Here is a 12,425-nt window from a genome sequence, read left to right as displayed (position 1 = left end):
CATGGACGTCAGCGTGATCGTCCCCGTCTACAACGGCGAGCGCGACCTCGCCCGTTGCCTGGATTCCCTGGTGGGTCAGAGCCTGGAAGGCATGGAGATCATCGTGGTGGACGACGGTTCCACCGACGGCACCCCGGAGGTCATCCGAAGGTATGTCGAGCGTCATCCCGGCCGTGTGCGGGCGCTGCGCAAGGAGAACGGCGGACAGGGCGCCGCCCGCAACCTGGGGCTGGCCGAGGCGTCGGGCGAATACGTCGGGTTCGTGGACGCCGACGACTACGTCTCCCGCGACATGTTCGGCCGGATGCTCGCCGCCGCCCGCGAGGCCGACGCCGATCTGGTCACCTGCGACTACACGTACACGTATGGCGGCGAGCGGGACGCGAAGCGTGTGACGCTTGCCAAGCCGGCCCGGCCCCTCGACCTGTTCTTCGACCCGTGGGCCGCGCCGTGGAACAAGCTCTACCGCCGCTCCATGCTCGTGGACAACGGCATCGCGTTCCCCGGGACCCGCGCGTACGAGGACACCGCGTTCTACGCGGACCTGATCCCGTTCGTCCGCCGGATCGCGAACGTGGACGAGGCGTTCGTGCATCAGTACTTCCGCGAGTCGTCGACGATGAACCAACGTCAGGATGAACGCGTGCTGCTCATCTTCGACGTGGTCGACGACATCATCGCCTTCTACCGGGCGCACGGGGTCTACGAACGCTACAGGGAGTATCTGGAGTATTTCTGCGTCAAGATCCTGTTCTCCAGCTCCGTGCTGCGGATCTGTCAGATCCGCGACCGCGCGGTGCGCCGCGACTATCTCGACCGCAGCATCGGCAAGGCGCTCAGGCTGTTTCCCGGATACCGTCGCAACCGCTTCTTCCGCAAGGGGCTCAAGGGGCTGTATGTCAGGAGCGTCAACCGCCTCACGCTGCCGCTGTACGCCGATCTGATCTATCTCATCCGCTACCGGGGAAGGAAACGACTGTGAACATCTCAGTGGTGATGGCCACCTACAACGGCGCGCGCTACATCGTCGAACAGCTCGACTCCATCCGCACGCAGTCCCGTCCGGTGGACGAGGTGGTGATCCGCGACGACCGTTCGTCCGACGGCACCGTCGCGATCGTCGAAAAGTACATCGAACGATACGGTCTCGCCGGTTGGAGCATCGCCGTCAACGAGCGCAATCTCGGCTACGCCGACAACTTCCACACCGCGATGGCGCATGCCACCGGCGATCTGGTGGTGTTCTGCGATCAGGACGACGTGTGGCTGCCGGATCGCATCGAACGGATGGAGGCATGCTTCGCGCACGACCCGCGCATCAAGGCGCTGTACTCCGAATTCGAACTGTTCTACGAGTCCGACGACGTGGCGCGCGTCTCTTCGCCGGTGGTCAGGGCCATGACCTTCGACGACATGGTCGAGCAGGCGCCGTTCACGCCCCCGAACCTGTTCATCAGGACGGAAGGATGCACGATGGCCGTGCGCGCCGACTTCCTGCGCGAGATCGAACCGTACTGGTTCGACGGGTTCGCGCACGACGAGTTCGTGTGGAAGATGGCGCTCGCCGCCGACGGGCTGTTCTGCCTGCATCGCGCGACGCTGCGACGCCGCATCCACGGCGGCAACGTGTCCACGAGCAAGCTGCATGATGTCGGCCGCCGCCTCGCGTTCCTGGAGAATCTGGAACAGGGGCATCGGGCGATGCTCGACTATGCGCGCGATCTGGGATCGCCGGCCGAACGCGTCCGCATGATCGAGCGGGACGTCGACGGCACCGCGAGGCGCGTCGCGATGATGCGCGACCGCGAACTGTGGCAGGTGGCGCCGCTGGCGCTTCGCTACCGGGACTGCTTCTACAGCTGGAAGGCCATTCCGGTGGAGTTCCTCATGTCGTTGAAGGGGAGGTGAGACGATGCCGCGAACGAATGGAACGAAGAGGACCGGAGAGCCGGGCGGCGGCCCGCTCGGTAAGGCGGTGCTGGTCTACAACTGGCGTGCCGGGGCGAACGAGACGTTCCCGGATTACCTCCGCTCGCACGGTGTGCCGTGCGAGGTGCTGGACAACCCCGACGACGGCGCCCGACGCCTGTCGAAGTGGTACAAGGCGGTGAACTCCCTGGAGTGCGTGGCGCTCGCGTTGCGTGCGGTGCTGCGCGCCCGCAAGGGGGATGTGATCGTCTCCATGTGCGCCACGCCGGGCATTCTGGCGTCGCTGCTCAACTGGAAGCGCGTGCCCGTGGTGGTGGTGAACCTGCTGTGCCATTCCTCCGAACGCCCCGGCGTGGGAGAGCGGTTGCGCAACCGTCTGTACGCGCATGCGCTCAACAGGCCGGGCGTGTGGGCCACCTGCAACGCCCGCGGGGATATGCCGCGATACCGCGCGATGTTCGCGCTGCGGCATCCGGAACGTCTGGTGCACCTGCCGGACGGAGTGCGTATGGACGGAGTGCGCATGGACGGGGACGCGCAGGCCGTGCCCTCCGACGCCCCCTCCTACGACGTGTTCTCCTGCGGCGCCAGCGTCCGCGATTGGGACACGCTGGTCGAGGTCGCGCAACTGCTGCCCGACCTGCGGTTCCATGTGGTGGCGCGTCAGGCCGACTGGAAGCCGGAATACGCCGATGCCGCCAACGTGCGCGCGGACTTCAACCTGCCGCACGACGAGTATCTGCGCGCGTTGGGCGACGCGCGCATGGTGGCGTTGCCGCTGAACAGCCCGGTGACCGCCGGACTCCTGGTCATGTTCGACGCCGTCCGGTACGGCAGGCCCGTGGTCATGACCCGCACCGCTTCCACCGAGCAGTTCGTGCCGGAGCCGCTGCGCGACCGCGCGCTGGTGCCGATGGGCGACGCCCGGGCGCTGGCCGACGCCATCCGGACCACGCTCTCCCTGAACGAGGGGGAGCGGAAGGCTCTCGTGGCCGAGGAGCGCTCACACCTTGAATCCAACCATTCCGAGGACGCCCGCCACCGCAGGCTGCGCGAGATCATGCGGGAGTCGGCGGAGGAAGCAGGTGCGCGATGAAGATCCGCATCCGCTATTCATCGCTGTTCATCGTCTATCTCGCGTGCTTCTGGGTGATGCCGAACTATTTCGCGGTCAAGGTGTCCGGCCTTCCCCTGATGACGATGCACAGGGTATTGCTGATCGCGCTGCTGCTGTGGGTGCTGCTCAACCGGCGGATGATGTCCGATTTCTGGCGGGTCATCAACACACTGTCGCTGGTCGAGAAGGCCGTATTCATAGGCTTCGCCGCGTCCACCTTCGTGACGGGCCTGTTCTTCGGCATGAACAGTTTCTTCAATCCGCTGTTCGATGACATTCTCTCCTTCTGCATCATCTATTTCAGCCTGTATCGGTACCTCGATTTCGATGATGTGCAGTCGTTGGCGAGGAAGATCCTATGGGTCGTCTGCCTGCTTGGCCTGATCGAGGCGGCATCGGGCGTAAACGTGTTCGACTACCTGAACACGGGCATGTCCGATCTGAACTACGGGTCGTTGATGAGGGACACCACGTTGAGGGTGACTTCGGCCTATGGTCATCCGCTCGCCTACAGCATGGTGCTGAACCTGCTGTTTCCGTTGGTGTGCTACGACTCGAGGAACAGGGAGGTCTACCTGTTCCGCGACGGCCCGTTGTTCGTGCTGGTGTTGCTCAACATGCTGCTCACCGGATCAAGGTCGGGCATCGCGTTGTTCATCATTGAATTGCTGCTGATTCTGCTGCTGTCCGATCGCCGGTATATGCAGAAACTCGTGGTGAATGGCTTGGTCGCCGTTTCCGCGTCCACCCTGGTGCTGATGTTCGGCAGTTCCAACGTGTTCATCCGATCGCTGATACGGTCGGTCCTGTACACCGTCGACGGCATGTTCCACACGAATTACGCGGTGCTCTACGGCGGCGATGCGCATGTCGCCCAGAGCTCCGAATACCGCAACGTGCTGTGGAAACTGCTGGGAAGGCAGGAGCTACTCACGCCTTTCGGCAAGGGCAACGACTATCGCATCAACATCATGATCGGCGGATGGTACATCAACTCCATCGATAACTTCTACATCAACTACTACATCAGGTTCGGGGTCGTCGGTGTATTGGCGTTGCTGTGCTTCTTCCTCGTCTATGTCCTGATCTTCCTGAAGAGGGCGCTGGAGCATCGCGAGGTGCGCAAGCTATGCCTGCTGTTCCTGATCATCATGGTCGTATATCTCTCCAATCTGGTCGTCGTCGACGAAATCGGCACCTTGAGAATCTTCATGTCCGTACTTGCGCTCGCATCCGTATACGTCAAGCTGGGAATAGAACGGGAAACCAATGATCGATACACATACTGACATGCATGCCGTTGCGCGTGCGGGCGGAAACCGTGGCAGCATATACATACTGTGCCCTGCCGGACGTACCACCGGGGGAACGGAGGCCCTGCATCAGCTGCGCTACTATCTCGAATCCATCGGGAAGGACGCGTATCTGAGCTATTACGATGAAGATGAGAGGTTCGTGGATTGCGAGCCTCCCGAACGCTATGCCGAATATCTGCCGACCGAGGGGAAAATCGTCAACGGGAACGCCATTGCCGATGATCCCGAGAACTCCGTTGTCGCGCCGGAGTTCTCGACGGGAATGCTCGCCGCATACAGGAACGCCCGGCGGATCGTATGGTGGCTGTCCGTCCACTACTATGATGGCGGGCCGTTGATGAGCAGACTGGCGGTCAGGCATTGGCTGAAACGGTCATTGTCCAATCCGACGGATCTGTTTCGCTTCCGCAAATACCATCATCCGCTACGTCCCGATGCCGCCGAGCACCTCTGCGCCTCGCAGTATGCGTACGAATATGTCACCGAAAGTCTGCGTATGCCCGCAAGAAGGCTCGTCGAACCGATCTCCAAACCGTTTCTGGAGATCGGCATGGAACGTGAACGTTCCCCGCGGCGCAAGGACATGGTCGCATACAACCCGGCGAAACCCTCAAAGGTGATGCGGGAGCTGCTCGCGCGCAATGAGTTCGACTATGTTCCGATCACCGGTATGACCCCGGAACAGATCGTCGGGGTTCTGCGCGAGGTGAAGCTGTACGTCGATTTCGGTGAGTTCCCCGGTCCGGAGCGAATCCCCAAGGAGGCCGCCTACAACGGTGCGGCCGTGCTGGTGATCCGCCGGAACGCCGCTTGTAACCCGTTCGACGTCAACATCCCGGAACGCTACAAGCTGCCCGTTGATACGTCGTTGGACGAGATCAGTCGGACGATCCGCGTGATGCTGGACGACTATGCCGCCATTTACCCGGATTATGACGTGTTCAGGACTCAGATCGACGGCCTTGAACGGCGGTTCGTCGAGACGTTGCGAGAGGTGTGGGGATGACGATGATGAAGGCTGGCTTGGTAAGCGTCGTCGTACCCGTGTACAACGGCGAGCAATACATAGAACGGTGCCTGAACAGCCTCGGCGCGCAGACATACGGGAACATCGAGGTCCACATCGTCGATGACGGATCCACCGATTCGACGGCGACGATCTGCGAAGCGTACTGTTCTCGCGACGACAGGTTCATCCTGCACACTGTCCCCAACGGCGGCGTATCCGCCGCGCGCAATGTCGGCATCGAACACGCTCGAGGGGAGTTCGTCTGCTTCATCGATTCGGACGATTATGTGACGCCCGATTATGTCGAATGGCATCTCGGGAACATCTCCGCAGAGCCGGGAATCGACATCAGCGTGTGCGGATTCGTGGACGAGGACGAGCGTGGCGAAGTGCTGCACCGCAGTGAGAACACTTCGGACTATGTGTATGACGTCACCGCATTCGATGCCTCGAGATTCCTGCCGTATACCTGTTGGCAGACGATGATGCGCCGGTCCGCCCTGACCGATGCCGAGGGTAGGACCATCCTGTTCGATCAGGACGTCCACATCAAGGAGGACCTGCTGTTCCTGTACGCCGTGATCGCCAATTCCAGAAGGATCGCGGTGGGGTCCAAGGTGATCTACCACAGCGTATACCGTTCCGACAGCCTGTCGCATGGCGCATTGAACGAGGACGGCGTCGGCACGTACCTCAGCTCGCTGAAGGTGTATCGCAGGATCATGGAGGTGACCGCCGGCGTGCCCCGACTGCACAGGTATCTGTGCCTGAACGTGCTGAAGGACACCGTCAAGGTGTCCGAACATCTGAAAGCCGTGCACGGCCTTGACCGTGATTCGATGGGGCGGATCAGGGACATCCGTTCGGCTGCGGTCTCCCATCTCGGCCGATACGACCTGTCGGCGAAGGAACGTCTCATCGTGCTCATGATCCGGCGTTGTCCGGCATTGTACCGAAAGATCGCGAGGTGATCAGGATGAACGGGAAATCCAGGAAAAGCGTCGGCGTCATCACGCTGTTCGATCTCAACAACTTCGGCAATCGGTTGCAGAACTATGCGGTCGTGCGGATACTGACGGATCTGGGATATGATGTGGACACGGTCAGGGTCTACCGGGGCAATCCCCTTCTGCCATTGAAGGAGTACCTCAAGTGCCTGATCGCTCGACGTCGTCATGCACGGTACGCGCAGTTCTATGCCTTCTCGAAGGAGTATACGAGACTGCGCAATGTCCATGCGGGGAACACCCTGCGCGGGCATGCGGGGCTGAAGCGGTACGGGTTCTTTTCCGTGGGATCCGATCAGGTATGGAATTCCAGGTATCTCGACCCGAGCACGAAGAACCAGGTGCTTGAGGAACGGCTGCTGGCCTTTGTCGAAGGCGGCAGGCGGATGTCGTTCGCCGCCTCTTTCAGCGTCAACGACATTCCGGAGCCGGATAAGGCGTATTTCGCGCGCGAACTGTCGCAATTCGCGGGAATCACCGTTCGTGAGGAACAGGGCAGGCGCATCATCGCTAAACTGCTTCCCGACACCCCAGTCGATGTCGTGCTGGATCCGACGTTGCTGGTGGATCGTGACGAATGGGAGCGCGTGTCCTCCGACGACGTGCATCTGCAATCGGAGTACGTTCTGGAGATCTTCATCTGCCCGAAAAGCGATCTCGCTCGTGAGGGCGTCGAATATCTCGCCGATGGCAGGTATGCGCGCATCAGCGTATATGACGATGGCGCATTACCCGACGGAATCGGCCCCCGGCAGTTCGTCGAACTGGTGTCCAAGGCACGATACGTCGTCACCGACAGTTTCCACGCCGTGGCTTTCTCGATTATCTTCAACAGGCAGTTCTTCGTCTTCAAACGTTCGGACAAAAGCCAGACCGTCGATTCCCGATTCATCACGTTGTTCGACGCCCTCGGCATCGAGGGAAGGATGATCGAGGACACCGAGCAGCTCCGGACCGCCATCGACACTCCCATCGATTTCGATGAGGTCAATGCGCGGTTGGCCTCGCGGCGGTCGGAATCACTGACCGTGCTCGAAGCGATGGCGGCAAGACTCGATGCGGAGAATGCGTAGCTCGCGCGTCCCGGTCTCCCGATAATCCCCGTCTCTCGATAGGAAATGAAAACGCATATGGTGTCACAACGTAAGATGGGCATGGCCTTGGGCTATGTGAACATCATCGCGAAGAACCTGATCAACCTGATGTACACGCCGTTGCTTCTCAGGTTCCTCGGTCAGGGCGATTACGGCGTCTTCCAGATGACGAACTCCACGGTGATGTCGCTCAGCTTGCTGAGCATGGGCTTCACCTCGGCGTACGTGCGGTTCTACTCGCAGCGTGCGGCGAAGGACGACCAGCAGGGCATCCGCAGGCTCAACGGCATGTACCTTCTCGTCTTCCTCATCATCACCGGCATCTGCATGATATGCGGACTGGTGTTGTGGGGTTTCACCAATGAGCTGTTCAAAAACGGCCTGACCGCGGAGGAAATCGGTCTCGCTAAGACGCTGATCCTGATTCTGGTGTTCAATCTGGCCATACAGTTCCCGGCCTCGGTGTTCGACTCCTTCATCATGGTGCATGAGCAGTTCGTCTTCCAGCAATCCCGTCAGCTGTTCTCATCGCTTATGGTTCCCGTCATCGCCGTGCTGCTGCTGGCGTTGGGGTGTGGTGCGGTCGGTGTCGCCGCGGCCCAGGCGTTCGTCTCCGCGGTCCTGCTGCTGCTCAACATCCGATACGCGGTACGGACCTTGGGTATGCGGTTCGATTTCGGCTCGTTCGACTGGGGGCTGTTCAGGGAGATCGCCGTGTTCAGCTTCTGGATCTTCCTCAACCAGATCTTCGATCTGATCAACAACAACGTGCCGAACTTCCTGCTCGGCGCGTTGGCGAGTTCGAACGCCGTGGCGATTTTCGCCATTGCGACGCAGTTCAGAACCATCTTCTTTACGCTGTCCACGACGGCGGCGAACGTCTTCGTTCCGAAGATCAATCGGATCGTCGCCGACAGCGACGACAACACCGCATTGACGAGATTGATGACCCGTGTGGGACGATTCCAGATGGTGCTGTTCTGCTTCATCTACGGTGGCTTCGTGCTCGTCGGCAGGTACTTCATCTCCATATGGGCGGGGGAGGGATATGACGATTCCTACTGGATGACACTGCTGATGACACTGCCTGTCATGATCCCCCTGATCCAGAACACCGGCATCGAGATCCAGCGGGCGAAGAACAAGCATCGGGCTCGGAGCCTCGTCTATATCCTGACGTCGCTGGTCAATATCGTCATCAGCGTCATACTCATTCCGACGTGGGGGTATTGGGCGACCACGTTGGGATATATGGTGAGCATCCTGCTGGGTACCGGCCTGTTCATGAACTGGTATTACCAGCGTCGCATCGGGCTTGACATGCTGTATTTCTGGAAATCCATGGCCCCGGTGTTCGCCGTCAGTGTGGGGGTGCTGGCCGTCAGCGGAGCGATCGCCTATGTGACGGCCGTCCAGGGGCTTGCGGGGTTCTTCCTGTACGGGATGCTGTACGTCGTCCTGTATGCGGTCGCGGCGTGGTTCTTCATCGCCACGAAAGCGGAACGGAACATGTTGAAGGTCAGGTTTTCCCATAAATAGTAATCGATGGTCCGTTTCGGACAGTCGGCGCATGCGAATGCGCGCATGAGATGGCATACGGAAGGTGTATGCGGAAAGGAACGAGTATGGCTAAGTCAACGATTAAACAGATCGTCAGGTCCATGGTCCCGGATGCGCTGTTGCACGCGCGTCGGGATCGCAGGGAACGTCGACGGCTGTATCGCGACGGTCGCAGGCAGCTGGCGCGTTTCGACCGATACTACTCGCGCGAGTACTCCACGGACGCGGGGCGGATCGAGACCCGGATCATGTTCTGTGTCCACCAGATCGAAAAGGGACTCACTCACGACGATTTTCGTGCGGGGTTCGGTAAGGGGGCGTTGCACGGTCTCGCCGAATCGATGGCGGCGCTCCGTCGCGCCGATGCCCGATACGCCGATAACGCCGTGTACCGGCAGGCGTTGTCGGCGCTGCACGCGTACCGGAAGCGGCATGAGACCATCGGGTACGACGTTTCATCCCTGGAGGCGATGTTCCCTGAGGACGTGCGCGCGTCCATAGGGTCCGCTCCCGTTGATCTGTCGGGAGGTCTTGTGATCGATGCCGCGTCCAAGACAGGCAACCGAGACGTCGATTTCCGGTCGCTGGCCGAGCATCGGTTCGCGATTCGCGAATACTCGTCTCGTCCGGTCGATGAGACGCAGCTCATCGAGGCGGTTGAGATCGCGATGAAGACCCCTTCGGTGTGCAATCGCCAGTCTTCGCGCGTATATGTGATCCTCGACCCGAGGAAGATCAAGAAACTGCTCGACCTGCAAGGTGGGCTGCACGGGTATCCCATGCCTCCCGCCCTCATGTTCGTGACGTCGGATATTCGCGCGTTCATGAACTTCGCCGAGCGCAACGAGCCATTCGTGGATGGGGGATTGTTCTCGATGTCCCTGTTGTACGCGCTCGAATACGTGGGACTTGCCGCGTGTCCGCTGAATGCCATGTTCGACGAGGACAAGGCGAGGAGGACACGTGAGGTTCTCGGCGTGCCGGATTGGGAGCTGCCGGTCATGTACATCTCCATCGGGCAGTTCCCCGAACATGCACAGGTGTGTCGTTCATCGAGGTTCCCTGTGGAACGGGTGACCACGATCATCAAATGACATCGTGCGGGTGCGGGCCGCTGACAGACACGGTTCCGGCACGGGTGAAACGTGAGGAAAGGATCTTGCTCACGAGGTACGTATGGGTTGACAACGTCAGGGGCGCGATCATCCTGCTGATGGTCGCCGGGCATGTGGAACGGGCGGTTGTCTCCGCTGGCGCGGGGACCGGTGTGCTTACGGTGTTCGATATGGTGCTGTACTCGTTCCATATGCCTGTCATGTTCTTCCTGAGTGGGTTTCTTGTCCGGGATCTCGGGAAGCGGTATTCCAGCGCGGAGTGCGGCGAGCGCGTATTGAAAAGCGTGGTAAAGCTGTACGTTCCGTATCTGTTCGCGGTATACGCATACTGGGGTGTGAAGATGCTGTTCCACGCGGGCAATGAACCGGTTTCATGGCATGACGTCTTGACGCTGTGGATCATGCCCCGATGGAACCTGTGGTTCCTGTGCGCGTTGACGCTCATCGAAGTCATCGTCGCGGTGTTCCGCCGTTTCAGTGACCGTTATGCGTTGCTTCTGACGATGTTCCTGTGCTATGCGCTGTGGTTCGTGATCGCCGGAGTCGGTCTGGACTCCGACAAGCCGTACAGCTGGTGTGCATATGGCGTGTTCTATGTGCTCGGCATGATCGTGCGATGCCATGAACGTGATTGGAAGAGCCGTGTGGTGGTATTGGCGGCGTTGGGTCCGTTGGGCGTCGCCATGGTCCTGCTCGTGTTGTCGGTGAATCCCGTGGGACGTATGCTGTGCGCAGGCGCTGCGGTGAGTTTGCTGTGCTTCGCCGGGCGGTCGGTGCTGGAGCGGAGGATGCGGGTGCTTGGCCTGTTGGGACGATATACGCTGGAGATCTATCTGTGCCATTTCATCGGTGTGAGTGTTCTGGTGGAGGCATGTCTCGCGTTGGGAATGAGCGATGCCTACGTCATCTGGATGGTGTGCACATTGCTATGTACGCTTTTGCCGCTGTTGGTGGTCGCCGCGTACGCCCGCGTCAGGCCGCTGGCGTTTCTCCGGTATGTATTCCATCCCTATTCATTGCTGAGATCCCGGAGAGAATGAGGTACGGCTGTGTAATCTAAGGCAGCTGCTTCATGCGTAGGCAGTCTGGTCGATCTTGTTCGGGAATAAAAATGTCACGAACAAGGTGTCTTCTGGAGGGTGTCGTTTGAAAGGCCGAGAGGTCTTGTGTGGTATGTGTTCCGCGCGGTCGGCATAGCGTCAGTGCGGTTTGAAGGGGGAGTTTGAAGGGGTTCCCCCTTGTGTAGAATGGGGGGAATCTTTGCGATGCCTCTTCTCCATGGCGTCCATCCGAATATTCCCTTCCCGTCATGAAGTCGGGACATATCACGAAAGGAAAACCATGAAAGGCATCATCCTCGCGGGCGGATCGGGCACGAGGCTGTACCCGCTGACCACGGTCACCTCGAAGCAGCTTCTGCCCGTCTACGACAAGCCGATGATCTACTATCCGCTGAGCGTGCTCATGCTCGCGGGCATCCGCGACATCCTCATCATCTCCACGCCGAAGGACCTGCCGAACTTCGAGCGGCTCCTCGGTGACGGCTCGCATTACGGCGTGCGATTCAGCTACAAGGTCCAGCCGAGCCCGGACGGCCTCGCGCAGGCGTTCCTCCTCGGCGAGGAGTTCATCGCCGGCGAGCCGTGCGCGCTGGTCCTCGGCGACAACATCTTCTATGGCAACGGTCTCGGCGCGACGTTGCGCAAGGCGGTCGCGAAGGCCGAGGGCGGCGAAGGCGCGAGCGTCTTCGGCTATTACGTCGACGATCCCGAACGCTACGGCGTGGTCGAGTTCGACGAGCGCAAGAAGGCCGTGTCGATCGAGGAGAAGCCCCTGCATCCGAAATCGAACTACGCGGTGACGGGCCTGTACTTCTACGACGAGCGCGTCGTTGACTTCGCCAAGCGGATCACGCCGTCCGCGCGCGGCGAGCTGGAGATCACCGACCTCAACCGCATGTACCTCGACGCGGGCGCGCTCAACGTGCGTACGCTCGGCCGTGGCTACGCGTGGCTCGACACCGGCACGATGGATTCGCTCTACGAGGCCGGCGAGTTCGTGCGCACGGTGCAGCGCGCGCAGGGTCTGCCGATCGCGGTGGTCGAGGAGATCGCGTACGAGAACGGCTGGATCGACCGGAGCGAGCTGCTCGACTCCGCCGCCCGATACGGCAAGTCCCCGTACGGCCGTCACCTCGAGGACGTCGCCGAAGGCCGCGTGCTCCTCATCTCCGACGCAGTTCCCGACGCAGTTCCCGACGAACACTGAGGCGCCCGCC

Annotated in this window: 11 protein-coding genes; all 11 read left to right on the top strand. The window is 60.6% G+C overall.

Features of this window, described 5'->3' with window-relative positions:
- Position 1: 1 nt before the first annotated feature.
- The 11 genes from CSQ85_RS10750 to rfbA all read left to right on the top strand — a co-directional run bounded on the left by CSQ85_RS10750 (position 2) and on the right by rfbA (position 12,415).
- The gene (locus CSQ85_RS10750; protein ID WP_150384046.1) at positions 2-982 is read left to right on the top strand and encodes a glycosyltransferase; all 981 of its coding nucleotides are present in this window, start codon (positions 2-4) and stop codon (positions 980-982) included.
- Positions 979-1,908, top strand: coding sequence for a glycosyltransferase family 2 protein (locus tag CSQ85_RS10745; protein ID WP_150384045.1), 930 nt, complete (start codon positions 979-981; stop codon positions 1,906-1,908). The genes CSQ85_RS10750 and CSQ85_RS10745 overlap by 4 nt, the downstream gene beginning before the upstream one ends.
- 4 nt (positions 1,909-1,912) lie before the next feature.
- On the top strand, positions 1,913-3,025 hold the full coding sequence (locus tag CSQ85_RS10740) for a glycosyltransferase (RefSeq protein ID WP_150384044.1): 1,113 nt from the start codon (positions 1,913-1,915) through the stop codon (positions 3,023-3,025).
- Positions 3,022-4,335, top strand: coding sequence for an O-antigen ligase family protein (locus CSQ85_RS10735; protein WP_150384043.1), 1,314 nt, complete (start codon positions 3,022-3,024; stop codon positions 4,333-4,335). Before CSQ85_RS10740 ends, CSQ85_RS10735 begins: the two co-directional genes overlap by 4 nt.
- Positions 4,316-5,368, top strand: a complete 1,053-nt coding sequence (locus CSQ85_RS10730) for a hypothetical protein (RefSeq protein WP_150384042.1) — start codon at positions 4,316-4,318, stop codon at positions 5,366-5,368. The genes CSQ85_RS10735 and CSQ85_RS10730 overlap by 20 nt, the downstream gene beginning before the upstream one ends.
- Entirely contained in the window at positions 5,365-6,342 is a 978-nt protein-coding gene (locus CSQ85_RS10725) for a glycosyltransferase family 2 protein (RefSeq protein ID WP_150384041.1), read from the top strand. The genes CSQ85_RS10730 and CSQ85_RS10725 overlap by 4 nt, the downstream gene beginning before the upstream one ends.
- 5 nt (positions 6,343-6,347) lie before the next feature.
- Positions 6,348-7,451 (top strand): polysaccharide pyruvyl transferase family protein, encoded by a 1,104-nt coding sequence (locus CSQ85_RS10720; protein WP_150384040.1) that lies wholly within the window; start codon positions 6,348-6,350, stop codon positions 7,449-7,451.
- 57 nt (positions 7,452-7,508) lie between these two features.
- Complete coding sequence (locus CSQ85_RS10715) at positions 7,509-9,011, top strand: lipopolysaccharide biosynthesis protein (protein WP_190973017.1); 1,503 nt, start codon at positions 7,509-7,511, stop codon at positions 9,009-9,011.
- Between the two features lie 86 nt (positions 9,012-9,097).
- Entirely contained in the window at positions 9,098-10,126 is a 1,029-nt protein-coding gene (locus CSQ85_RS10710) for a nitroreductase family protein (RefSeq protein ID WP_190973016.1), read from the top strand.
- A gap of 65 nt (positions 10,127-10,191) precedes the next feature.
- Positions 10,192-11,187, top strand: coding sequence for an acyltransferase family protein (locus tag CSQ85_RS10705; RefSeq protein WP_190973015.1), 996 nt, complete (start codon positions 10,192-10,194; stop codon positions 11,185-11,187).
- 301 nt (positions 11,188-11,488) lie between these two features.
- Positions 11,489-12,415 carry a glucose-1-phosphate thymidylyltransferase RfbA gene (rfbA, locus tag CSQ85_RS10700; RefSeq protein ID WP_150384036.1) on the top strand — a complete coding sequence of 309 codons (927 nt, stop codon included), beginning with the start codon at positions 11,489-11,491 and terminating at the stop codon, positions 12,413-12,415.
- The last annotated feature ends 10 nt before the right edge of the window (positions 12,416-12,425 follow it).

The sequence above is a fragment of the Bifidobacterium rousetti genome (genome assembly GCF_008698235.1).
Classification (GTDB): domain Bacteria; phylum Actinomycetota; class Actinomycetes; order Actinomycetales; family Bifidobacteriaceae; genus Bifidobacterium; species Bifidobacterium rousetti.
Note: the sequence above shows the minus strand (reverse complement) of the source record. Positions and strands in the feature narration are given on the sequence as shown.

What these genes read in the sequence shown, in the direction of transcription:
- CSQ85_RS10750 (WP_150384046.1), top strand. Translation starts at nt 2, where the DNA reads ATGGACGTCAGCGTGATCGTCCCCGTCTACAACGGCGAGCGCGACCTC.
- CSQ85_RS10740 (WP_150384044.1), top strand. Translation starts at nt 1,913, where the DNA reads ATGCCGCGAACGAATGGAACGAAGAGGACCGGAGAGCCGGGCGGCGGC.
- CSQ85_RS10735 (WP_150384043.1), top strand. Translation starts at nt 3,022, where the DNA reads ATGAAGATCCGCATCCGCTATTCATCGCTGTTCATCGTCTATCTCGCG.
- CSQ85_RS10730 (WP_150384042.1), top strand. Translation starts at nt 4,316, where the DNA reads ATGATCGATACACATACTGACATGCATGCCGTTGCGCGTGCGGGCGGA.
- CSQ85_RS10725 (WP_150384041.1), top strand. Translation starts at nt 5,365, where the DNA reads ATGACGATGATGAAGGCTGGCTTGGTAAGCGTCGTCGTACCCGTGTAC.
- CSQ85_RS10720 (WP_150384040.1), top strand. Translation starts at nt 6,348, where the DNA reads ATGAACGGGAAATCCAGGAAAAGCGTCGGCGTCATCACGCTGTTCGAT.
- CSQ85_RS10715 (WP_190973017.1), top strand. Translation starts at nt 7,509, where the DNA reads ATGGTGTCACAACGTAAGATGGGCATGGCCTTGGGCTATGTGAACATC.
- CSQ85_RS10710 (WP_190973016.1), top strand. Translation starts at nt 9,098, where the DNA reads ATGGCTAAGTCAACGATTAAACAGATCGTCAGGTCCATGGTCCCGGAT.
- rfbA (WP_150384036.1), top strand. Translation starts at nt 11,489, where the DNA reads ATGAAAGGCATCATCCTCGCGGGCGGATCGGGCACGAGGCTGTACCCG.